Annotated in this window: 20 protein-coding genes; 15 read left to right on the forward strand and 5 right to left on the reverse strand. The window is 59.1% G+C overall.

Annotated features, from left to right (window positions below):
- Positions 1-262: 262 nt before the first annotated feature.
- The 8 genes from J3D54_RS09840 (at position 263) to J3D54_RS09875 (ending at position 9,494) form a co-directional block, all read left to right on the forward strand.
- Entirely contained in the window at positions 263-1,039 is a 777-nt protein-coding gene (locus J3D54_RS09840) for a gamma-glutamyl-gamma-aminobutyrate hydrolase family protein (protein ID WP_253417717.1), read from the forward strand.
- Between the two features lie 38 nt (positions 1,040-1,077).
- On the forward strand, positions 1,078-2,436 hold the full coding sequence (locus J3D54_RS09845; RefSeq protein WP_253417719.1) for a glutamine synthetase family protein: 1,359 nt from the start codon (positions 1,078-1,080) through the stop codon (positions 2,434-2,436).
- A gap of 73 nt (positions 2,437-2,509) precedes the next feature.
- A complete protein-coding gene (locus J3D54_RS09850; RefSeq protein ID WP_253417721.1) occupies positions 2,510-3,874 on the forward strand; it encodes an aspartate aminotransferase family protein in 1,365 nt (454 codons plus the stop codon).
- Positions 3,875-4,056: 182 nt separating this feature from the next.
- Positions 4,057-5,151, forward strand: coding sequence for a polyamine ABC transporter substrate-binding protein (locus tag J3D54_RS09855; protein ID WP_253426561.1), 1,095 nt, complete (start codon positions 4,057-4,059; stop codon positions 5,149-5,151).
- A gap of 237 nt (positions 5,152-5,388) precedes the next feature.
- Complete coding sequence (locus J3D54_RS09860; RefSeq protein WP_301293337.1) at positions 5,389-6,486, forward strand: polyamine ABC transporter substrate-binding protein; 1,098 nt, start codon at positions 5,389-5,391, stop codon at positions 6,484-6,486.
- Positions 6,487-6,547: 61 nt separating this feature from the next.
- Positions 6,548-7,690 carry an ABC transporter ATP-binding protein gene (locus J3D54_RS09865; RefSeq protein ID WP_253417723.1) on the forward strand — a complete coding sequence of 381 codons (1,143 nt, stop codon included), beginning with the start codon at positions 6,548-6,550 and terminating at the stop codon, positions 7,688-7,690.
- Complete coding sequence (locus J3D54_RS09870; RefSeq protein ID WP_253417725.1) at positions 7,687-8,607, forward strand: ABC transporter permease subunit; 921 nt, start codon at positions 7,687-7,689, stop codon at positions 8,605-8,607. The genes J3D54_RS09865 and J3D54_RS09870 overlap by 4 nt, the downstream gene beginning before the upstream one ends.
- Positions 8,604-9,494, forward strand: coding sequence for an ABC transporter permease subunit (locus J3D54_RS09875; protein ID WP_253417727.1), 891 nt, complete (start codon positions 8,604-8,606; stop codon positions 9,492-9,494). Before J3D54_RS09870 ends, J3D54_RS09875 begins: the two co-directional genes overlap by 4 nt.
- Positions 9,495-9,599: 105 nt before the next feature.
- On the opposite strand, the gene J3D54_RS09880 is transcribed toward J3D54_RS09875, so the two are convergent.
- Positions 9,600-12,011 (reverse strand): penicillin acylase family protein, encoded by a 2,412-nt coding sequence (locus J3D54_RS09880; RefSeq protein WP_253417728.1) that lies wholly within the window; start codon positions 12,009-12,011, stop codon positions 9,600-9,602.
- A gap of 103 nt (positions 12,012-12,114) precedes the next feature.
- Positions 12,115-12,693 carry a DUF6436 domain-containing protein gene (locus J3D54_RS09885; protein WP_253417730.1) on the reverse strand — a complete coding sequence of 193 codons (579 nt, stop codon included), beginning with the start codon at positions 12,691-12,693 and terminating at the stop codon, positions 12,115-12,117.
- Between the two features lie 97 nt (positions 12,694-12,790).
- Between J3D54_RS09885 and J3D54_RS09890 the strand changes: the two genes are divergently transcribed.
- Complete coding sequence (locus J3D54_RS09890; protein ID WP_253417732.1) at positions 12,791-13,738, forward strand: alpha/beta hydrolase; 948 nt, start codon at positions 12,791-12,793, stop codon at positions 13,736-13,738.
- Between the two features lie 129 nt (positions 13,739-13,867).
- Here J3D54_RS09890 and J3D54_RS09895 read toward each other — a convergent pair whose 3' ends face one another.
- Positions 13,868-14,620, reverse strand: a complete 753-nt coding sequence (locus tag J3D54_RS09895) for a DUF2059 domain-containing protein (protein ID WP_253417734.1) — start codon at positions 14,618-14,620, stop codon at positions 13,868-13,870.
- A 133-nt stretch (positions 14,621-14,753) separates the two neighbouring features.
- Between J3D54_RS09895 and J3D54_RS09900 the strand changes: the two genes are divergently transcribed.
- Positions 14,754-15,386: a 2OG-Fe(II) oxygenase gene (locus J3D54_RS09900; RefSeq protein WP_253417736.1), complete on the forward strand. Its 633-nt coding sequence runs from the start codon at positions 14,754-14,756 to the stop codon at positions 15,384-15,386.
- A 2-nt stretch (positions 15,387-15,388) separates the two neighbouring features.
- Positions 15,389-15,874, forward strand: coding sequence for a DUF523 domain-containing protein (locus J3D54_RS09905; protein ID WP_253417737.1), 486 nt, complete (start codon positions 15,389-15,391; stop codon positions 15,872-15,874).
- A gap of 130 nt (positions 15,875-16,004) precedes the next feature.
- On the opposite strand, the gene J3D54_RS09910 is transcribed toward J3D54_RS09905, so the two are convergent.
- Positions 16,005-16,592 carry a transporter substrate-binding domain-containing protein gene (locus J3D54_RS09910; protein WP_253417739.1) on the reverse strand — a complete coding sequence of 196 codons (588 nt, stop codon included), beginning with the start codon at positions 16,590-16,592 and terminating at the stop codon, positions 16,005-16,007.
- 136 nt (positions 16,593-16,728) lie between these two features.
- Between J3D54_RS09910 and J3D54_RS09915 the strand changes: the two genes are divergently transcribed.
- Entirely contained in the window at positions 16,729-17,154 is a 426-nt protein-coding gene (locus J3D54_RS09915) for a DUF4399 domain-containing protein (protein WP_253417741.1), read from the forward strand.
- Between the two features lie 77 nt (positions 17,155-17,231).
- Here J3D54_RS09915 and serA read toward each other — a convergent pair whose 3' ends face one another.
- The gene (serA, locus tag J3D54_RS09920; RefSeq protein WP_105340755.1) at positions 17,232-18,461 is read right to left on the reverse strand and encodes a phosphoglycerate dehydrogenase; all 1,230 of its coding nucleotides are present in this window, start codon (positions 18,459-18,461) and stop codon (positions 17,232-17,234) included.
- Between the two features lie 206 nt (positions 18,462-18,667).
- On the opposite strand from serA, the gene J3D54_RS09925 reads away from it, so the two are divergent.
- From J3D54_RS09925 to J3D54_RS09935, 3 genes are all read left to right on the forward strand, one after another.
- Entirely contained in the window at positions 18,668-20,062 is a 1,395-nt protein-coding gene (locus J3D54_RS09925) for an FAD-binding oxidoreductase (protein WP_253417743.1), read from the forward strand.
- 37 nt (positions 20,063-20,099) lie between these two features.
- On the forward strand, positions 20,100-20,765 hold the full coding sequence (locus tag J3D54_RS09930; RefSeq protein ID WP_007939278.1) for a fumarylacetoacetate hydrolase family protein: 666 nt from the start codon (positions 20,100-20,102) through the stop codon (positions 20,763-20,765).
- A 181-nt stretch (positions 20,766-20,946) separates the two neighbouring features.
- On the forward strand, positions 20,947-21,882 hold the full coding sequence (locus J3D54_RS09935) for an SdiA-regulated domain-containing protein (protein ID WP_253417745.1): 936 nt from the start codon (positions 20,947-20,949) through the stop codon (positions 21,880-21,882).
- Positions 21,883-21,917 lie beyond the last annotated feature (35 nt).

A 21,917-nucleotide genomic window follows, 5' to 3' on the forward strand; every position in this document is an offset into this window, starting at 1 on the left:
TGTTAAAAATATCAATCATTGATCTTTTCGGATTCCAGTCAACCCGAACGGCATGCCGAAGTCAAGTGAGGCCTTTTTTGCCCTAAAAAAGCGCCGGCAGGGCTTTTTTGAGGCACTTTGGGGCGTTTTTTGGCCTTCTGATGTCTTGGTGCCCGCGGGCTTGAGCGGGCCGTGTTGTATTTTTTACGGGGGTGTTGTGTAAAAAAATGAACAAGGCTAAGCTCGATTTAAACCCATAACAGCAATAATACCGGGGTGCTTCATGTCTCGCCTGCCGTTAATCGGCGTCACCGCCTGCTCAAAGCAGATCGGTCTGCATGCTTATCACATCAGTGGCGACAAATACGTACGCGCCGTGGCTTCAGCTGCCAAGGGCCTGCCGTTGATTCTTCCATCCCTGGCGGATCGACTGGCGCCGTCCGATATTCTGGACGCTCTGGACGGCATTCTCTTTACAGGCTCTCCTTCTAATATAGAACCGTTTCACTATAGCGGCCCGGCCAGCGCGCCAGGTACTGCTCATGATTCTGCACGCGATGCCACCACTCTCCCGCTGATCCGCGCCGCTGTCGAGGCCGGCGTTCCCGTGCTCGGTATTTGCCGCGGCTTCCAGGAAATGAATGTGGCGTTCGGCGGCAGCCTGCATCAGAAGGTCCACGAGGCTGGTCCCTTCATGGACCACCGTGAAGACGACAGCCTGCCGCTCGAAGGGCAGTACGCCCCCAGTCACCCGGTGCACGTCCAACCGGGTGGTGTACTTGCGAGGCTGGGCCTGGCGAGCGAGATCCAGGTCAACTCGATTCATGGTCAGGGCGTCGAGCGGCTGGCGCCGGGCCTTCGCGTGGAAGCCGTGGCACCTGACGGGTTGATCGAAGCCGTCTCGGTGATCCAAAGCAAGGCTTTTGCTTTAGGCGTGCAATGGCATCCCGAATGGCAGGTAAGCTTGAATCCTGACTACCTTGCGATTTTCCAGGCATTTGGCGATGCCTGCCGCAAGCGCGCATTACAACGCGACGCCGATGCGTCAAACAACGCCTGACTTATAAAAGTCAGGAAACTCAAGCCTAAGAGGCATTTATGGGTAACAACCTCGACCAGCTCACCGATTGGTTGAAAGACCACAAGATCACAGAAGTCGAATGCATGATTGGCGACCTGACCGGCATCACCCGGGGCAAGATCTCGCCGACCAACAAGTTCATTGCCGAAAAAGGCATGCGCCTGCCCGAAAGCGTTCTGTTGCAGACCGTGACCGGCGACTATGTCGAAGACGACATCTATTACGAACTGCTCGACCCGGCCGACATCGACATGATCTGCCGCCCCGACCAGAACGCCGTGTTCCTGGTGCCCTGGGCCATCGAGCCCACCGCTATCGTGATCCACGACACCTACGACAAGCAGGGCAACCCGATCGAGCTGTCGCCGCGCAACGTGCTCAAGAAGGTACTGAAACTCTACGCCGACCACGGCTGGCAGCCGATCGTGGCGCCGGAGATGGAGTTCTACCTCACCAAGCGCAGCGACGACCCGGACTACCCGTTGCAACCGCCGATTGGCCGTTCCGGTCGTCCGGAAACCGGTCGTCAGTCGTTCTCCATTGAAGCGGCGAACGAATTCGACCCGTTGTTCGAAGACGTCTACGACTGGTGCGAACTGCAGGAGCTGGACCTCGACACGTTGATCCACGAAGACGGCACCGCGCAGATGGAAATCAACTTCCGTCATGGCGATGCCCTGTCTCTGGCCGACCAGATTCTGGTGTTCAAGCGCACCATGCGTGAAGCCGCACTCAAGCACAATGTGGCGGCGACTTTCATGGCCAAACCCATGACCGGCGAGCCGGGCAGTGCCATGCACTTGCACCAGAGCATCATCGACATCGAGACCGGCAAAAACGTCTTCTCCAATGAAGACGGGACCATGAGCCAGCTGTTCCTCCATCACATTGGCGGTTTGCAGAAATTCATCCCTGAGTTGCTGCCGCTGTTCGCGCCCAACGTCAATTCGTTCCGCCGCTTCCTGCCGGATACTTCGGCACCGGTTAACGTGGAGTGGGGCGAAGAGAACCGCACCGTGGGCCTGCGGGTGCCGGATGCCGGGCCGCAGAACCGTCGGGTGGAAAACCGTCTGCCGGGTGCCGATGCCAACCCTTACCTGGCCATCGCCGCCAGTCTGTTGTGCGGCCTTGTCGGCATGCTCGAAGGGCATAACCCGAGTGCCCCGGTGGTGGGGCGTGGTTACGAACGGCGCAACCTGCGCCTGCCGTTAACCATCGAAGACGCGCTGGACCGCATGGAAAACAGCAAGACCATCGAAAAGTACCTGGGCAAGAAATTCATCACGGGCTACGTCGCGGTCAAGCGGGCCGAGCATGAAAACTTCAAGCGCGTGATCAGTTCGTGGGAGCGCGAGTTCCTGCTCTTCGCCGTCTGATGCGCCGGGCGCGACAAGAGGGCGTGATTGCCCTCGGACGTCACGTCGTCACTGCAATCCAAGGAGAATTCGCATGACCAGCAACAACCCGCAAACCCGTGAATGGCAAACCCTGAGCAGCGATCACCACCTGGCCCCGTTCAGCGACTTCAAGCAGCTGAAAGAGAAAGGCCCGCGGATCATCACCCATGCCAAGGGCGTTTACCTGTGGGACAGCGAAGGCAACAAGATCCTCGACGGCATGGCCGGCCTGTGGTGCGTCGCAATCGGCTACGGTCGCGATGAGCTGGCCGATGCCGCCAGCAAACAGATGCGCGAACTGCCTTATTACAACCTGTTCTTCCAGACGGCTCACCCGCCGGTACTGGAGCTGGCCAAGGTCATCGCTGAAATCGCGCCTGAAGGCATGAATCATGTGTTCTTCACTGGTTCCGGTTCCGAAGGCAACGACACCATGCTGCGGATGGTTCGCCACTATTGGGCGATCAAGGGCCAGCCGAAGAAGAAAGTCATCATCAGCCGCAAGAACGGCTATCACGGTTCCACCGTGGCCGGCGCAAGTCTGGGTGGCATGACGTACATGCACGAACAGGGCGATTTGCCGATCCCGGGCATCGTCCACATCGCCCAGCCTTACTGGTTCGGCGAAGGCGGTGACATGACGCCGCAAGACTTCGGTATCTGGGCGGCCAATCAGCTGGAAGAGAAGATTCTGGAAGTCGGCGTCGACAACGTCGGTGCCTTTATTGCCGAGCCGATCCAGGGCGCCGGCGGCGTGATCATTCCGCCAGACAGCTACTGGCCGCGTATCAAGGAAATCCTCGCCAAGTACGACATTCTGTTCGTGGCCGACGAAGTGATCTGCGGCTTCGGCCGTACCGGTGAGTGGTTCGGTACTGATTTCTACGACCTCAAGCCCCACATGATGACCATCGCCAAAGGCCTGACGTCCGGTTACATCCCGATGGGTGGCCTGATCGTGCATGACGATGTGGTCGAGGTGCTCAACGAAGGTGGTGATTTCAACCACGGCTTCACCTATTCCGGGCACCCGGTGGCCGCTGCGGTGGCGCTGGAAAACATCCGTATCCTGCGCGATGAGAAAATTGTCGAGCACGTGCGGGCAGAAACGGCACCTTATTTGCAGAAGCGTCTACGGGAACTGAACGATCACCCGTTGGTGGGGGAAGTGCGCGGTGTCGGTCTGTTGGGGGCCATCGAACTGGTTCAGGACAAGGCCACTCGCAAACGTTACGAAGGCAAGGGCGTCGGCATGATCTGCCGGCAGTTCTGCTTCGACAACGGCCTGATCATGCGCGCCGTTGGCGACACCATGATCATTGCTCCGCCATTGGTGATTACGCCGGCTGAAATCGATGAGCTGGTAACAAAAGCACGCAAGTGCCTGGACCTGACCCTGAGTGCGTTACAGGGCTAAGTGCTAGGCTCTGAGCGAGGTGTGAAGTGTGCACTTCGCCCAGTGCAAACAAAGGATGGGGCTTTCCTTGAAAGCCTGCCTTGGATCTTGCCAGACTAGCGGTTGTTCGGATGCCCTGTGACAGGCCGCTGAGCACGTGGTTAAAAAGAAAAATTGGAGCATTACCCATGAAGGCATTAGGTATGAAGATAGCTGGCAAGACCCTCCTCGCCATGTCCCTGATGGGCGTGATGGCGGGCGCCGTTCAGGCTGACGACAAAGTGCTGCACGTGTACAACTGGTCCGATTACATCGCACCGGACACCATCGCGAACTTCGAGAAAGAGTCCGGGATCAAGGTGGTGTACGACGTTTTCGACAGCAACGAAACCCTGGAGGCCAAGTTGCTGGCAGGTAAGTCCGGTTACGACATCGTTGTACCGTCGAACAACTTCCTCGCCAAGCAAATCAAGGCCGGGGTTTACCGGGAGCTGGACAAGTCCAAGCTGTCCAACTACGGCAACCTGAACAAATCGCTGCTTAAAGCGGTTTCCGTCAGCGACCCGGACAACAAACACGCCTTTCCTTACATGTGGGGCTCGATCGGTATCGGTTACAACCCCGAGAAGGTCAAGGCAGCGCTGGGCGTCGACACGATCGATTCCTGGGACATCCTGTTCAAGCCTGAAAACATTGCCAAGCTCAAGGGCTGCGGTGTGAGCTTCCTGGATTCGCCTACCGAAATGCTGCCGGTCGCCCTGCATTACCTGGGTCTGCCAACCGACAGCCAGAAGAAAGAAGACATCAAGAAAGCCGAGGATCTGTTCCTCAAGATTCGTCCTTCGATCACCTACTTCCACTCCTCGAAGTACATCTCGGACCTGGCCAACGGCAACATCTGCGTAGCCGTCGGCTATTCGGGTGACGTCCAGCAAGCCAAGTCCCGCGCTGCCGAAGCCGGTGACAAGGTGAAAGTCAGCTACGCCATTCCAAAAGAAGGCGCGGGCAGCTTCTACGACATGGTCGCAATCCCCAATGATGCGGAAAACGTCGAAGGGGCCTACAAGTTCATGAACTACCTGCTGCAACCGAAAGTGATGGCTGACATCACCAATGCCGTGCGTTTCCCTAACGGTAATGCTGAAGCCACCCAGTATGTGAGCAAGGACATCACTTCGGACCCGGGCATCTATCCGACTCCTGAAGTACAGGCCAAGCTGTATGCGATCGCTGATTTGCCAGCCGCAACCCAGCGTGAGCTGACCCGCAGCTGGACCAAGATCAAGTCCGGTAAATAAGTAATTAACCTGTAGCAGCTGCCGAAGGCTGCGTTGAGGTCCGAAGGACCTCCGCTTTTCGACAACACAACTGCTTCGCAGCTGAACGCAGCCTGCGGCGGCTGCTACAGGATCTTCATAAAGTTTGCTGGAACGGTTTTTCGAGGGTAAGTTGCGCGCCGGTTTTGTTGTCAGGCAGCCATGGCTGTCATGTAGCGCGGGGCAACTTGGGCCCAACTAATTTTAGAGGACCTCCACTTGCCTGTTTTTTCTTTGTTGCGCAGTGCCCTATTGGTCGGCGCCGGGCTGACGCTTGCCGTCAGTGCTCAGGCTGCCGGCACGGTGCATATTTATAACTGGTCGGACTACATCGGTGAGACCACCCTGGCCGACTTCCAGAAAGACGCCGGCATCAAGCCGGTGTATGACGTATTCGATTCCAACGAAACCCTGGAAGGCAAGTTGCTGGCCGGGCGTACCGGTTACGACGTGGTCGTGCCGTCCAACCACTTCCTTGGCAAACAGATCAAGGCCGGTGCGTTCCAGAAGCTCGACAAGTCGAAGCTGACCCACTATTCCAACCTCGACCCGGTGCTGCTCAAGCGCCTGGAACAGAACGATCCGGGTAACCAATACGCCGTGCCGTACCTGTGGGGTACCAACGGCATCGGTTACAACGTCGACAAGGTCAAGGCTGTGCTGGGGCTGGACAAGATCGACTCCTGGGATGTGGTGTTCGAGCCGCAGAACATCAAGAAACTGCACAGCTGCGGCGTCGCGTTCCTCGACTCCGCCGACGAAATGATGCCCACGGTCCTCAACTACATGGGCTTGAACGCCAACAGCACCAACCCCGAAGACTACAAAAAGGCCGAGGCCAAGTTGCTGGCGGTGCGGCCTTATGTGACGTACTTCCACTCATCCAAATACATCGCGGACCTGGCCAACGGCGATATCTGCGTGGCGATCGGTTTTTCCGGCGATATGTTCCAGGCCAAGACCCGCGCGGCTGAAGCTGGCAAAGGCATGAACATCGCCTACGCGATTCCGAAAGAGGGCGGCGCGCTCTGGTTCGACATGCTGGCGATCCCCAAGGATGCGGCCAACGTCAAGGAAGCCCACGCCTTCATCAACTATTTACTCAAGCCTGAAGTGATCGCCAAAGTCAGCGATTCCGTGGGCTACGCCAACCCAAACCCTGGGTCGGACAAACTGATAGAACAATCCATACGCACTGACGCGTCGGTTTATCCGCCGCAAGCGGTCCTCGACAAGATGTATGTGTCCATCGAGTTACCGCCGAACATTCAACGTTTGATGACGCGCAGCTGGACCAAGGTCAAGTCGGGCAAATAGCTTCAACCTATCCAGGTTCGCCACGTTGAGCGAACTGCAAATTCTGTTGGGAGTTTCGTAAATGGCAGTTGCCTCCGGCGCCTATAAGAAAGCCCTCGAGGGCGACCAATCACCTAAACAGGTGTTGGTCAAAATCGACCGGGTCACCAAAAAGTTCGACGAGACGATTGCCGTGGACGACGTGTCCCTGGAAATCAAGAAAGGCGAAATCTTCGCCTTGCTCGGCGGCTCGGGTTCGGGCAAATCCACCTTGCTGCGGATGCTGGCAGGTTTCGAACGGCCCACGGAGGGGCGCATTTTTCTCGATGGCGTAGACATCACTGACATGCCGCCGTACGAGCGGCCGATCAACATGATGTTCCAGTCCTACGCCTTGTTCCCGCACATGACCGTGGCGCAGAACATCGCCTTCGGTCTCAAGCAGGACAAGATCCCGACGGCCGAGGTCGACGCCCGTGTGGCCGAGATGCTCAAGCTGGTGCAGATGAGTGAGTACGCCAAGCGCAAACCGCATCAGTTGTCTGGTGGTCAGCGTCAGCGCGTGGCCCTGGCGCGTTCGTTGGCCAAGCGGCCGAAGCTGTTGCTGCTCGACGAACCGATGGGCGCGCTGGACAAGAAGCTGCGCTCGCAAATGCAGCTGGAACTGGTCGAGATCATCGAGCGCGTCGGCGTAACCTGCGTCATGGTGACCCACGATCAGGAAGAGGCCATGACCATGGCCGAACGCATCGCGATCATGCATCTGGGCTGGATCGCCCAGATCGGCAGCCCGATCGACATCTACGAAACCCCGACCAGCCGCCTGGTCTGCGAATTCATCGGCAACGTCAATATCTTTGAAGGCGAAGTGGTGGATGACGCCGAGGGCCATGCGCTGATCACCTGCAAGGATCTGGACCGCAACATTTACGTGGGGCACGGCATCAGCACCTCGGTGCAGGACAAGTCCGTTACCTATGCGATCCGTCCGGAAAAACTGCTGGTGACGGCCGACATGCCGACCTGCGAACACAACTGGTCCAGCGGCAAGGTGCACGACATCGCCTACCTGGGCGGCCATTCGGTGTTCTACGTCGAACTGCCGAGCGGCAAGCTGGTGCAGTCCTTTGTCGCCAACGCCGAGCGCCGTGGCCAGCGCCCGACCTGGGGTGATCAGGTTTACGTGTGGTGGGAAGACGACAGCGGCGTGGTACTTCGCTCATGAACATGCGCAAACTCAAACGCCGGCTCAATCGAATACTTCCCGGTGGCCGTCAGCTGGTCATCGGGGTTCCGTTCATCTGGCTGTTCCTGTTCTTCATGCTGCCGTTCTTCATCGTGTTGAAGATCAGCTTCGCCGAAGCCGACGTGGCCATTCCGCCATACACCGAGATCTACACTTTCGTTGACCAGAAACTGCAGGTGCTGCTCAACCTGGCCAACTACGCGATGCTCGGCGACGACGAGTTGTACATCGCCGCCTACCTTGGCTCGTTGAAGATGGCGCTGTTCAGCACCATCCTTTGTCTGCTGATCGGCTACCCGATGGCCTATGGCATCGCCACCGCCCGCAAAGAGTTGCAAACGGTGCTGGTGCTGCTGATTATGATGCCGACCTGGACGGCGATCCTGATCCGCGTGTATGCGTGGATGGGCATCCTCAGCAACAACGGCTTGCTCAACGGTTTCCTGATGAGCATGGGCTGGATCGACGAGCCGTTGCAGATCCTCAATACCAACCTGGCGGTCTATATCGGGGTGGTTTACTCCTATCTGCCATTCATGATCCTGCCGCTCTACGCCAACCTGGTGAAACACGATCACAGCCTGCTGGAAGCCGCGTCGGACCTCGGTTCGAGCAACTTCAACAGTTTCTGGAAGATCACCGTGCCGCTGTCGAAAAACGGCATTATCGCAGGCGCAATGCTGGTATTCATCCCGGTGGTGGGGGAGTTCGTGATCCCGGAACTGCTCGGCGGTCCGGAAACCCTGATGATCGGTAAAGTGCTCTGGCAAGAGTTCTTCAACAACCGTGACTGGCCGGTGGCGTCTGCCCTGGCGGTGGTGATGCTGGCAATCCTGATTGTGCCGATCATCCTGTTCAACCGCAGTCAGGCCAAGGAAATGGAGGGTAAAGAATGAAGCGCTTCCGTTTCTCGAACCTGATGCTGGTGCTGGGTCTGCTGTTCATCTACGCGCCAATGCTGATTCTGGTGATCTACTCGTTCAACGCCTCGAAACTGGTGACGGTGTGGGGCGGCTGGTCGGTGAAGTGGTATGTCGGCCTGCTCGACAACACCCAATTGATGGGCTCAGTGGTGCGCTCGCTGGAAATCGCCTGCTACACGGCGATAGCGGCGGTGGCATTGGGGACGCTGGCGGCGTTCGTGCTGACCCGCATCACCCGCTTCAAGGGCCGCACGCTGTTCGGTGGCTTGGTCACCGCACCGCTGGTGATGCCGGAAGTGATCACCGGGCTGTCGCTGTTGCTGCTGTTCGTGGCCATGGCGCAAATGATCGGCTGGCCGCAGGAGCGCGGCATCGTCACCATCTGGATCGCTCACACCACATTCTGTGCGGCCTATGTGGCGGTGGTGGTATCGGCGCGCTTGCGTGAGCTGGATTTGTCGATCGAAGAAGCGGCCATGGACCTCGGTGCGCGGCCGTGGAAGGTGTTCTTCCTGATCACCATCCCGATGATCGCGCCGTCACTGGCGGCCGGCGGCATGATGTCGTTTGCCTTGTCCCTGGATGACCTGGTGCTGGCGAGCTTTGTGTCGGGGCCGGGTTCCACGACCCTGCCAATGGAAGTGTTCTCGGCGGTGCGCCTGGGCGTGAAGCCCGAGATCAACGCCGTGGCTAGTCTGATTCTGCTGGCGGTATCGCTGGTGACGTTCCTGGTCTGGTTCTTCAGTCGCCGTGCCGAAGAAATTCGCAAGCGTGCGATCCAGCAAGCCATCGAGGAAGGCGCTGCCGACTCCTGGAAACAACCGGACATACGTCGGGCGCAGGCGCCGGAAGCGGCTTGAGCCCGATGGGTTGACCACCGTTGCGTGGCAAGCCCAAATCCCTGTGGGAGCGGCGGTGCGACGATTCGACTTGCCCGCGATGGCGTCAGTCCAACCAACAGAAATCTATTGCGCTGAACGCGCCGGCAACAGCTTCAAGGTGCTGCGGGTATTGGCCGTCACTTCTTCCTCATTGAAATTCGCCTGGTAATAAACCCCTTCGATATACGCCTCGGCCTGATCGGCATAGTGGCTGTCGAACGGTACGCCGCTCTGGCCCACCGGGTTGATGGTCAGGCTGTGGGCCGGGTCGGCGAAGTCGATCAGTCGCCGGGTCGACGGGCCGTAAGTCACGGGCCACGGCGCAGGGCCGATCTTGGCCGAGAGGTTGTTCGGTACTTCGTGGGTGCCGGGTGCCGCGAACGGGCCAACGTTGAAGATCCGGTCCAGCGGCTTTTGCATCCCCAGCGGATGGCCGTGGGTCAGAGTGTGCGCCTTGCCCCACTGCCATTGCGCGGTATTGGCGCCAAGGGTGGTTTTGAGATGAGCCATGCTCGCTTGCCAGGCCACCTTGACCGTATCGGCGCGGGTTTCCTTGCCGGGAGTGTTGCGGTTGTCCCACCACGGCGAATCGGCGGAGGCCGCCAGGCGCGGCAGCGTGGCGTCGATCACCCGGGTCGCAAGCAGCGTTTCGAAGAAGTCATTGCCCAGTTCATCGCGCATCGCCGCGTCGGCGAGGTTGAACAGGAACTGGTTGAACAGGGTGGCGTTGATGGAGTCCAGCGGGTAATCGCCGCTCCACTGCGCCAGTTGCTCCACCAGTTTGAGCTCGGCGGGATCACTCACCACTTCTCGCAGCACCGGCAACAACGGCGCCAGCAAACGTGGACCGTAGGCGGTGGTGGTGCCCAGTTGCAGCTTCTGGTTGGCCGCGTTGTCCCACTTCACGTTCTTGTCGCTGAGCTGGCGATTGAGCTGCTGCCCGCGATCGGCGAGGTTGTAGTAACCAGGAATCTCCATGCCGGTCGGCGACACCGGTTGGAAGTTGGCCGAGACGATATAGCCCCGCGCCGGGTTTTCTTCCTGCGGGTTGGCGCTGAACGGATAAAAACCTTCCTTGTCCGCCTGAGGGGTGCTGCCGTCGAGGATGAAACCGGGCTTCACCCCGGTCGGGCGTTTGGGCAGCAGCGCCGAGGCCCACCAGCCGATGTCGCCTTTGGCGTTGGCGTAGACGATGTTCAGCCCTGGAGCCTGAACCTTGGCGGCCGCGGCGCGGGCCTTGGCCAGGGTGTCAGCGCGGTTGAGCTGGTAGAAGCCGTCGAGGATCGGATTCGGGGTTTCGAGGAACGCCCACCACATGGCGACCGGCGTCTTGCTGGCGGCAGTGCCAAGCGCATCGTTGATGATCGGGCCGTGGGGCGACTGGCGCAAAGTCAACGTGACCGGTGACTGACCTTTCACCGCAATCTGTTGTTCGGTGTTGACCATGTCCACCCATTTGCCGCGATACCAGACCTGGTTCGGGTTGTCCGGGTTGACCTTCTCGGCGATCAGGTCCAGGTCGTCGTTCTGGAACATCGTCAGGCTCCAGCCGAAGTCCAGGTTGTGGCCGAGAAACGCAAACGGCACCAGCGCCTGATGGTAGCCATAAAGTTCGAAGCCCGGCGCCGACAGGTGCGCTTCGTACCATACCGACGGTACCGAGAAGCGAATGTGCGGGTCACCGGCCAGCAGCGGCTTGCCGCTTTTGCTGCGGTTGCCGGAAATCACCCAGGCGTTGCTGCCTTCGAATTGCGGCAGGCCGTGGTCGGCCAGCGCCTGTTCACTCAGGCGGGCGAGGGCGTTCAGATCTTTCCAGTCACTGGCGGCGAGCGTCGGCGCAGGGTTGGCGTGACCTTTGACCAGCACGCCCTTGGGCTGCCAGTCGAGATCGAAAATGTTCAGGTACTCGCTGCCCAGTTGGTCGCGCACGTAAGTCAGCAAGGGTTCGGTGCGAAACGCTGCGGCAAAACTGTAGGCCATGTAGCCGGCGATGCTGATGCTGTCTTCGGTGGTGAAAGGGCGCTTGGGGATCCCCAGTACGTCGAACTCTACCGGCGCAGCGTGGCTGTCCTGATATTGATTGATACCGTCCAGATAGGCTTGCAGGGCCTTCCATGCCGGCGACTGACGATCCAGCGCGGCCACGTAGCTTTCGGCCCGTTCGCGAATGCGCAGGCTGCGAAACAGTTTGTCGGTGTCGATCAGTTTCGGGCCGAGGACTTCGGCCAGCTCGCCACGGGCCAGGCGTCGCACGGCTTCCATCTGGAACAATCGGTCCTGGGCATGCACGTAGCCAAGGGCGCGATAGAGGTCGGTTTCGTTTTCGGCACGGATATGCGGCACGCCGCGCTCGTCGTAGTGCACGGTCACCGAACCCTGCAGATGCTGCAACGTCACCTGGCCCTGGCGCGTCGGTTGTTTGCTGTACACATACCAGCCGCCCCCGGCGACGAGCACGACGATCAGCAAGGCAAGTACGGTCAGGACGCGTTTCATGGTGACTCCTTGTTCTTTCGGGGTTGCCACCCATGCGGGCTGCAAACGTGTAGCACAGACCTCCGGCACCGGGCATCACGGTCCTGGAAAAGTCAGGAATGCCTTACTTCACCTTCGCAGGCCACGGGCAGTAGCAACCCACCGCCAGTGTGTGGGTGGCGTTCACCGTCCGGCCTTCGTTCAGCGCTTGCAGGATGGGCTCGATAAAACTGTTGCTTGAATTGCAGGTCAGGCCTTCGCTGTACGGGCCGAAATAGGCCAGCTTGCCGTCGCGGTCCCAGATCGCCACTGCCGGGCTGGCGGGGATTTGTTCGGAGCCTGGCAGGACCGTGATGTTTTTAAGGCGGCTCAAGGTGCCGGGCAACTGACCGTGGCTGCCGGGCTTTTGTACCGTATAGAATTCGACGCCTTGCGGTACATAGTGCTCAACCAGTTCGGTCAGGTGTTGTTGGTTGCCGACATTGCACGGGCAGGCCGGGTCCCAGAAGTGCACCAGGCGAATGGCGCCGGGGCCGGCGAGTTCGTCCGGCAGGCGCAACGGGTCGCCGGAGAATACGGCAGTGTGCGAACTGAATGCCCGCAGGTAGCGTCCCTGAAACCAGTCGTAAGCGGCCCACAGCACGCCGGCACACACGAGGGCGAGCAGACTGGCAAGCAGTGTGGTGCGATAGGCCGGACGCATGGGTTTCAATCCTCGAAGGTCGGCTAGCTTGCCATGCTTGCTGCGACAGATGAATATCGCAGGCCCATAAAGTCTGTTTCATGCTTTGGAATGCCCCATGTCTGCCACTTTCGACCCCGATCATTTGCGTGCCAGCCTGCGGCCATTGACCGAGTGGCAGCCGCTGTCGACGGAGGCCATGGCCTATCAGCGTTTTTACGGGCTGGATTTTGCGCAACGAACCCTGCGCCGTGGCCTGGGGCGTTTCGAGGTTGAGGGCTATGAAGTGGTCAGCCAGCTCTGGTGGCCCGAGCGGGCGAAGGCGACGCTGTTTTTGTTTCACGGCTTCTACGATCACACCGGGCTCTACCGGCATGTGATCGAGTGGGCGCTGGACCAGGGTTTTGCCGTGATCGCCTGTGACCTGCCAGGGCATGGCCTGTCCAGTGGCGAACGAGCGAGCATCAAGGACTTCGCCGAGTACCAGAGCACCCTGCAAGGGCTGCTGGCCGAGGCGCAGTCGTTGGGTCTTCCGCAGCCCTGGCACTTGTGCGGGCAAAGCACCGGCGGGGCGATCGTGATCGATCATGTGCTCAATCAAGGCGCGAGCAGCCCGGCCCAGGGGCAAGTGATTCTGCTGTCGCCCTTGGTGCGGCCGCGTGCCTGGGGCTGGTCGCGGCTCAGTTATTACCTGCTCAAGCCGTTTGTCAAAGGCATCGCCCGGCGTTTCAGCGAGAACTCCAACGACCCTGATTTCCTCGCGTTCCTGCAAGCCGATCCGCTGCAACCGCTGCGCCTGCCCACGGCGTGGGTCGGTGCGCTGGGACGTTGGATCAAGCGTATCGAAGCGGCACCGGGCAGCCCGCGGCGGCCGCTGATCGTGCAGGGGCAGGCAGACATGACGGTGGATTGGCAGCACAACCTTGAAGTGTTGCGGAGCAAGTTCGATCGGCCTCAGGTGCTGATGCTGCCGCAGGCGCGGCATCATCTGGCGAATGAGTCGCCGGGGTTACGGCAGGAGTATTTCGGGTTTTTGAGCAAGCGGATCAAGGGGCGGAATCTTTAGCGGTAGTCAGGGCCCCATCGCGAGCAAGCCCGCTCCCACAGGTTTTGTATTGGTCACAAATGGGTGACTTGCACAGGTCCACTGTGGGAGCGGGCTTGCCCGCGATGGCGATCTGGCGGACACCAAAAACTATTGGGCAAGGCTCGACGTGCTTTGCCCCACCGCCAACCCCGCCCGAATCGCCGCCAGTGCCGCTTGATAGTAAGCCTTGCCTTCAGTGGATTCGGCAAAAGTCGAAAACTCTTCCAGCTCATCATCCGACAGGTCGCGATAGACATACAGCAGCGTGTTGTTCAGGTCGGCGCCGATCTGCTCCATCAGGCGCTGGCGCTGACCGTTCAGCATGCCTTGAGCCTGACCGTCACCGAGCAGGCCAGGGATCATCGAGCTCAGGCTGTCGGCCGCCACACCTGCGATCGCCAGGCTGACCTCTGCGCCGGCTTCGCGGGCGGGCAGGGCCTGGGCCAGGTGGCCGATGATCAGCTGACGGGTATCGCTGGCCTGCATTTTCGGCAAGCCCTTGGCGTTTTTCGCCAATTGATCGCGACGGGTCGCCAGCAGCTCGGCGGCGACGATTTTCTTGCCCAATGGCGATTGAAAGAAGGTCAGTGCAGGGTTCGGGTCGGCGAGTTTCTTGCGCAGTTGCGCTTCGGCACGCTGGTCCATGGCCTTGGGGGCGAACCGCTGATTGCTGTTGTTGACCAGGGCCTGGAACACTGCCGGTGGCAAGCTGTTCTGATAGCGCTGCTGAGCGGCCGAGAGAGCGTCGTTGAAATGCGCGCGTTGTTCTGGCCAACCGGCGACCTTGTACAACTGGTCGTGGCCGTCCGCCCAGGCGGGCAAAACGCAGAACATCAACAGTGAGAAAAGCAAGCGACGCATAGGGGCTCCTGTCAGCAGGCGACTATTCTCCGTGCGACATTCGTACTTGTCGAGAATTCGTATCAGGTTGAGTACCTTATCCGACCAATCCTCCGCTGCGTGGCTCTGTCGGATTTGCGGGCACAGGAATACTATGCGCGCCATGCACATACCCTCTGATCATCCACTGCTGTTACGTATCGTCGACGACCTGGCTGAGCGCGGCTGGTCGCAGCAGAATATTTTCCTGCCCCTGGATCTGACCCGGGCGCTGGCGGCCGAGTGTCGCAAACGTGCCGCCGAGGGTGAACTCTCCCCGGCCGCCGTGGGGCGCGGGCCGTTTTCGGAGATTCGCGAGGGCATTCGCGGTGACCATATCCAGTGGCTCGAACCCGGCCAGGCCGAGGCCTGCGACAGCTACCTGGGGTTGATGGACAGTCTGCGCGAGGCGATGAACCGTGGTTTGTTCCTGGGCCTGGAAGATTTCGAAAGCCATTTTGCCCTGTACCCACCCGGCGCTTTCTACCTCAAGCATGTCGACCGTTTCCGTGACGACGACCGGCGCATGGTCTCGGCGGTGATCTACCTCAATGACGCCTGGCTGCCCGAGCATGGCGGTCAGTTGCGCATGTACCTGGACGAAGGTGTCGAACACGATGTGGTGCCCACCGGCGGATGCCTGGTGGTGTTCCTGTCGGGCGAGGTGCCCCACGAAGTCCTGCCCGCGACCCGAGAACGCCTGTCGTTGACGGGCTGGTTCCGCCGTCGCGGCAACGAGCCGTTCTGATCATGCAAAGGATTCTGGTAAGCCGCTGTTTGCTCGGTCACCGCGTCCGTTACGACGGTGGGGCCAGCGGGCCGTTCGATCTGTTGGAACAGTGGGTTGCCGAAGGCCGGGTGGTGCCGTTGTGTCCGGAAGTCGCCGGTGGGTTGCCGACCCCCAGAGCCGCAGCGGAAATTCCCGGCGGGCAGGGCGGTGAAGTGCTTGATGGCCTTGCATCGGTCATCACCACCGAGGGTGAGGACGTCAGTGCCGAGTTTCTTTCGGGGGCTTATCAGGCGCTGGAGCTGGTGCAACAGCACGGCATCCGGGTTGCCGTGCTCAAGGCCAACAGCCCGTCTTGCGGGAATCTGTTGACCTATGACGGGACGTTCAGTGGCATGAAGGTCAGCGGTGAGGGCGTGACCGCCGCGCTGCTCAAGCGCCATGGTGTGCAAGTCTTCAGTGAGCTGGAATTGGCTGAAGCGGCGCAGGCTCTGGCAGCCCTGAACTAGCGCTCCCTGCACAAATCCCTGTGGGAGCGGGCTTGCCCGCGATGGCGGTTTAACATTCAACATCGATGCTGGATGTTATGGCCTCATCGCGGGCAAGCCCGCTCCCACAGGGTTACTCGTCAGCTTCAAATCAGGGTTTCGGCGCCACGCTTGCATCCGCCCCAAACCATTTCTGCTCCAACCCCTCCAGCCGGCCATCGGCCTTGATCCGCTGCAATGCGTTCTCGAGGCTGGCATGAAACGCAGGGTTGCCCTTCTGAAACGGAATGGCCAGGTTCACAGCCGGGGCTGCCTTCGGCTTTTCCTCCGTCAGCGACTGCACCAACAGGATTGAGCGCTGTTGCTCTTCTTTCTGCGCGATCAATTGCGCATCGGTGTGAATGTAAGGTTCGCTGAAATCGAAACGATCCTTCAGCTCCGGGGTCAGTGCTATGTGATTGATGGCAACGTCGTATTTTCCGCTTTCGACGCCGGTCAACAGATCGCCGGAATCAGTGACGACGAAGTCGGCCCGTACATCCAGCTCATTGGCCAGCAATTGACCCAGCTCAACCTCGAACCCGGTCAATTTGCCGTCGTCCTTGAAATTGAAGGGCGGTGTATTAGCCTCAAGGGCAATGCGCAATTCGCCGCGGTCGTTTACATCGTCCATCAGTTCGGCATGAGCCAAAGGACTCAAAAGGGGTAGCAGGCAGATCAGGCCAGGCAAAAAGCGCATGGTCACTCCTTGGAATTCATTTTATCGCGACGCGCTGTTCGGGCTCGCTTTGCTATGGTTATGAGTGCCTTCGACAACGAATGGCCGTTAAGTTGTTCACGGCCGAGCGAATTTTACGGAAAAACTGGAGAAGAGAATGAAAAGCTTTATGTCACGTGCAGCATTGGCTGGTGTGCTGATGGGTGTTTCGGTGCTGGCCAGTGCCGCCACCCCGGCTCCGAAGGGGGCAGAAGTGTTCATCGTATCTCCTGCAGACGGAGCGACGGTTGCGCAAACCTTTACCGTGAATTTCGGCGTCAAGGAAGTCGCGCTGGCACCAGCGGGCGATGTCACCAAAAATACTGGCCATCACCATTTGCTGATTGATGTCGACAAACTACCAGCCGCCGGTGCTCCGATTCCAAACGATGCCAATCACATGCACTTCGGCAAAGCGCAGACTCATGCTGAAATCAAACTGGCACCGGGCAAGCACACCTTGCAGCTCGAACTGGGCGACAGCGGTCACATGCCGTTCGATCCACCGATCGTTTCGAAGAAAATCACCGTGAATGTGAAGTAACTTTTCCGCTGCCATGAAAAAGCAGCCGTAAAAAAGGGAGCTCCGAGGAGCTCCCTTTTTTGTCGCTCAAGTAGCGATCAGAACAGCACGCGGCAACGAATGGTGCCGTTGATGTGCTGCAGCTTCTCTTGCGCCAGGTCCGAGTATTCGGCATCGACGTCGATCACGACGTAGCCGACTTTCTCGTTGGTTTGCAGGAACTGACCGGAAATGTTGATGCCGTTTTCGGCGAAGACCTTGTTGATCTCGCTCATCACACCCGGAATGTTCTCGTGGATGTGCAGCAGGCGGTGCTTGCCAGGGTGAGCCGGCAAGGCCACTTCCGGGAAGTTCACGGACGATACCGACGTACCGTTGTCGCTGTACTTGACCAGTTTTTCCGCCACTTCCAGACCGATGTTGGCCTGTGCTTCAGCGGTGGAACCACCGATGTGCGGGGTCAGGATCACGTTATCCAGGCCACGCAGCGGGCTTTCGAACTCTTCTTCGTTGGAGCGCGGCTCCACCGGGAATACGTCGATGGCCGCGCCGATCAGGTGCTTGTCCTTGATCGCGTCCGCCAGGGCGTCCAGTTCGACCACGGTGCCGCGCGCGGCATTGATCAGGATCCCGCCTTTCTTGATGGCGCGGATTTCTTTCTCGCCGATCATCCACTGGGTGGCAGCGGTTTCCGGAACGTGCAGCGTGACGATGTCGGACATGCCCAGCAGTTCGTGCAGGTTGCCGACCTGGGTGGCGTTGCCCAGTGGCAGCTTGGTCACGGTGTCGTAGAAGTACACCTGCATCCCAAGGCCTTCAGCCAGGACCGACAGTTGAGTACCGATCGAGCCGTAACCAACGATACCCAGCTTCTTGCCGCGGATTTCGAAGGAGTTGGCTGCGCTTTTGATCCAGCCGCCACGGTGGCAGGAAGCGTTCTTCTCGGGGATGCCGCGCAGCAACAGGATCGCCTCGGCCAGAACCAGCTCGGCAACGGAGCGAGTGTTGGAGTACGGCGCGTTGAATACCGCGATACCGCGTTCGCGAGCCGCGTTGAGGTCGACCTGGTTGGTGCCGATGCAGAAACAGCCGACAGCCACCAGCTTTTTCGCATGATCGAAGATTTCTTCGGTCAGTTGAGTGCGGGAGCGAATGCCGATGAAGTGAGCATCAGCGATCTTTTCCTTCAGCTGGGCTTCCGGCAGAGAACCTGTGAGGTACTCGATGCTGGTGTAGCCCGCCGCCTTGAGGACGTCGACAGCCGATTGGTGGACGCCTTCGAGAAGAAGGAACTTGATCTTGCTCTTATCGAGAGAAGTCTTGCTCATCTGCGTAAACCTGTGTCCCGGAGAAAAAATGGCAGGGAAGGGAGCAGCCAGAGCTGACCCGGACGGCAAGAAAGCCGTCGCCGCAGAACAGCCTTTGGGCACTATCCTGCGGGGTCGGTATGCTAGCATATGCACCCCGCTAAACACTCATTCCTGCGACGTGAAGCGTTCTCAGGATGACCATGAAATGTTCGAGAGTTCTGTCGATGACCAATCCTGCCCTGATTGATGAGCTGAAGACCCTGGTTGAGCCTGGCAAGGTGCTGACCGACGCCGACTCCCTGAATGCTTACGGTAAGGATTGGACCAAGCATTTCGCCCCGGCCCCAACGGCCATTGTATTTCCCAAGACCATTGAGCAGGTTCAGGCCATTGTCCGTTGGGCCAATGAGCACAAAGTTGCGCTGGTGCCATCCGGCGGTCGTACCGGGCTTTCCGCGGCTGCGGTGGCGGCCAATGGTGAAGTGGTCGTGTCCTTCGACTACATGAACCAGATACTCGATGTGAACCTGACCGATCGCACGGCCGTTTGTCAGCCGGGCGTGGTCACTGAGCAGTTGCAGAACAAGGCCGAAGAGCACGGTCTGTACTACCCGGTGGATTTTGCTTCGGCAGGTTCCAGCCAGATTGGCGGCAATATCGGTACCAATGCCGGCGGGATCAAGGTGATTCGCTACGGCATGACCCGCAATTGGGTGGCCGGCATGAAAGTCGTCACCGGCAAGGGTGATCTACTGGAACTGAACAAAGACCTGATCAAGAACGCCACCGGCTACGACCTGCGTCAGCTGTTCATCGGCGCCGAAGGCACGCTGGGCTTTGTAGTCGAAGCCACCATGCGTCTGGACCGTGCGCCGAAAAACCTCACCGCGATGGTCCTCGGCACCGCCGATTTCGATTCGATCATGCCGGTATTACACGCGTTCCAGAGCAAACTTGACCTGACTGCGTTCGAATTCTTCTCCGATAAAGCCCTGGCCAAGGTCATGGCGCGCGGCGATGTGCCAGCGCCGTTCGAATCCGACTGCCCGTTCTATGCGCTGCTGGAATTCGAAGCGACCACCGAAGAGGTGGCCAATCACGCCCTGGAAACCTTCGAGCACTGCGTCGAGCAGGGCTGGGTGCTGGACGGCGTGATGAGCCAGAGCGAAACCCAGTTGCAGAACCTCTGGAAGCTGCGCGAGTACATCTCCGAAACCATTTCCCACTGGACGCCGTATAAAAACGATATTTCGGTCACTGTGTCGAAAGTCCCAGGGTTCCTGAAGGAAATCGACGCGATCGTCGGTGAACACTACCCGGACTTCGAAATCGTCTGGTTCGGCCATATCGGCGACGGCAACCTGCACTTGAACATCCTCAAGCCGGATAATCTGAGCAAGGACGAGTTCTTCGCCAAGTGCGCCACCGTCAACAAATGGGTCTTCGAAACCGTCGAGAAGTACAACGGTTCGATTTCCGCCGAACACGGAGTGGGCATGACCAAGCGTGATTACTTGACCTACAGTCGCTCGCCGGTTGAGATCGAGTACATGAAAGCCGTCAAGGCGGTGTTCGATCCGAACGGCATCATGAACCCGGGTAAGATTTTCGCTGTTTGACTTTTGAATTTAAGCGCTACGAAGCAGGAGTCGGTCAATGAGCTATCAGCACCAGTATGTCGACGGTACGCGTATTCACTTCCCGCTGGGGAAAGTGGTGTGCATCGGCCGCAACTACGCCGAACACGCCAAGGAGCTGGACAACCCGGTGCCCACCGAGCCACTGCTGTTCATCAAGCCCGGCAGCTGTGTCGTGCCGCTGGAAGGCAGCTTCAGTATTCCGACCGAGCGCGGTTCGGTGCATTACGAAGCGGAAATCGCGGTGCTGATCGGCAAGCCATTGTCGACCAAACCGAGTCGCGAAGAAGTGCTGGATGCTATCTCCGGCTTCGCCCCGGCCCTGGACCTGACCCTGCGCGACAAGCAGGCCGAGCTGAAAGCCAAGGGCCTGCCGTGGGAAATCGCCAAGTCCTTCGACGGTGCGGCGGTGATTGCGCCATTCGTGGCTGGTAGTACGTTTGCCGATCTGACCGACATCGGCATCCGCCTGACCATCAATGGCGAAGTCCGCCAGGATGGCAACAGCAAGGACATGCTCAATCCGATCGTGCCGATGATCCAATACATGGCCGGCTGCTTCTCGCTGCAGGCCGGTGATGTGATCCTCACTGGCACGCCGGTGGGCGTTGGCCCGCTGAATGTCGGTGACGAACTGGTGCTCGAATTGCCGGGTGTCAGCCGCTTTACCAGTAGCGTTCTCTAAAAAGCAAAAGATCGCAGCCTGCCGCAGGCTGCGATCTTTTGATCTTGGCTGCCCACACAGGGCAATCCGGCCATTTCCCGTTTTTTTCACATTTTGTCTGGATAATTCCGGGGCTTATGGCGTCTGAGCCTGTCCCAATGTGCTATTACCCATAGCCTGAATTTCTGGAACGCATCCCTGAATGGCCATCGAATCGCTGCCCAAGCTAAAAACTGCCCGCCGCTCGCGTTTTGTTATGCGTTGGTATTCCTGGCTTTTATTAGTGGCGGTCGCTGCTTATGGCCTTGCGTTTGCGATGCATTGGGATGATCGCGGTGTGCTCTGGGTGAAGGAGCGCTTCGAAAGCCCTGCCGAACGAAAAGCGAGTATCTGGCTGCCGGATTACCGGGCAGTGATCGATGCCAAACTGCTGCCGGGCATGGAGAAGGACGAAGCGTCGGATGTGTCTTACGACCCGCAGACCAAAACCCTGTTTGCAGTGATGGGCAAGAACCCGTTCTTGGTCGAGCTGACATTGCAGGGCGACGTGTTGCGCAAAATGCCGCTGGTGGGTTGGAGCAACCCGGAAGGGGTGACGGTGATGGGCAACGGCCTGCTGGCGATTACCGATGAGCGCGAACACCTGCTCTCTATCGTCAAGGTCGACGCCGATACTCGCGAGCTGAACATCGCCAACTTCCCGAAATACGACCTCGGTCCGTCGAAAAACCAGAATAAAGGTTTCGAAGCCGTCGTCTGGGATGCCGGCCACCAGCAGCTGCTTCTGGGTGAAGAGCGTCCACCGGCGCTGTTCAGCTGGAAAAGCGATGGCAGTCAGATCCTCAAGGGCGACAAGCAAAAACTGCCCAGCGATGCACTGGATATCCGCAACCTGTCAGCCCTGGCCATCGATCCGCGCACCGGCCACACCCTGGTGCTGTCTGCCGACTCTCACTTGTTGCTGGAACTGGACGAGAAGGGGGAGCAAGTCAGTTTCATGACCTTGCTCGGTGGTTTCAACGGCCTGAAGAAAACCATTCCCCGCGCCGAAGGCGTCACCATGGACGAAGCAGGCACGCTGTACATGGTGAGCGAGCCGAACCTGTTCTACGTCTTCAAAAGAACGGCACAAAACTAACCAGCACCCCAAAACACTGTGGGAGTGGGCTTGCC

The organism is Pseudomonas sp. GGS8 (genome assembly GCF_024168645.1).
Classification (GTDB): Bacteria; Pseudomonadota; Gammaproteobacteria; order Pseudomonadales; family Pseudomonadaceae; genus Aquipseudomonas.

Excerpts from the sequence above, each read along its gene's own strand:
- J3D54_RS09935 (WP_253417745.1), top strand. The coding sequence starts at position 20,947 with ATGGCCATCGAATCGCTGCCCAAGCTAAAAACTGCCCGCCGCTCGCGT.
- J3D54_RS09930 (WP_007939278.1), top strand. The coding sequence starts at position 20,100 with ATGAGCTATCAGCACCAGTATGTCGACGGTACGCGTATTCACTTCCCG.
- J3D54_RS09855 (WP_253426561.1), top strand. The coding sequence starts at position 4,057 with ATGAAGATAGCTGGCAAGACCCTCCTCGCCATGTCCCTGATGGGCGTG.
- J3D54_RS09880 (WP_253417728.1), bottom strand. The coding sequence starts at position 12,011 with ATGAAACGCGTCCTGACCGTACTTGCCTTGCTGATCGTCGTGCTCGTC.
- J3D54_RS09890 (WP_253417732.1), top strand. The coding sequence starts at position 12,791 with ATGTCTGCCACTTTCGACCCCGATCATTTGCGTGCCAGCCTGCGGCCA.
- J3D54_RS09865 (WP_253417723.1), top strand. The coding sequence starts at position 6,548 with ATGGCAGTTGCCTCCGGCGCCTATAAGAAAGCCCTCGAGGGCGACCAA.
- J3D54_RS09915 (WP_253417741.1), top strand. The coding sequence starts at position 16,729 with ATGAAAAGCTTTATGTCACGTGCAGCATTGGCTGGTGTGCTGATGGGT.
- J3D54_RS09875 (WP_253417727.1), top strand. The coding sequence starts at position 8,604 with ATGAAGCGCTTCCGTTTCTCGAACCTGATGCTGGTGCTGGGTCTGCTG.
- J3D54_RS09905 (WP_253417737.1), top strand. The coding sequence starts at position 15,389 with ATGCAAAGGATTCTGGTAAGCCGCTGTTTGCTCGGTCACCGCGTCCGT.
- serA (WP_105340755.1), bottom strand. The coding sequence starts at position 18,461 with ATGAGCAAGACTTCTCTCGATAAGAGCAAGATCAAGTTCCTTCTTCTC.
- J3D54_RS09885 (WP_253417730.1), bottom strand. The coding sequence starts at position 12,693 with ATGCGTCCGGCCTATCGCACCACACTGCTTGCCAGTCTGCTCGCCCTC.
- J3D54_RS09910 (WP_253417739.1), bottom strand. The coding sequence starts at position 16,592 with ATGCGCTTTTTGCCTGGCCTGATCTGCCTGCTACCCCTTTTGAGTCCT.
- J3D54_RS09900 (WP_253417736.1), top strand. The coding sequence starts at position 14,754 with ATGCGCGCCATGCACATACCCTCTGATCATCCACTGCTGTTACGTATC.
- J3D54_RS09895 (WP_253417734.1), bottom strand. The coding sequence starts at position 14,620 with ATGCGTCGCTTGCTTTTCTCACTGTTGATGTTCTGCGTTTTGCCCGCC.
- J3D54_RS09925 (WP_253417743.1), top strand. The coding sequence starts at position 18,668 with ATGACCAATCCTGCCCTGATTGATGAGCTGAAGACCCTGGTTGAGCCT.
- J3D54_RS09870 (WP_253417725.1), top strand. The coding sequence starts at position 7,687 with ATGAACATGCGCAAACTCAAACGCCGGCTCAATCGAATACTTCCCGGT.
- J3D54_RS09850 (WP_253417721.1), top strand. The coding sequence starts at position 2,510 with ATGACCAGCAACAACCCGCAAACCCGTGAATGGCAAACCCTGAGCAGC.
- J3D54_RS09845 (WP_253417719.1), top strand. The coding sequence starts at position 1,078 with ATGGGTAACAACCTCGACCAGCTCACCGATTGGTTGAAAGACCACAAG.
- J3D54_RS09840 (WP_253417717.1), top strand. The coding sequence starts at position 263 with ATGTCTCGCCTGCCGTTAATCGGCGTCACCGCCTGCTCAAAGCAGATC.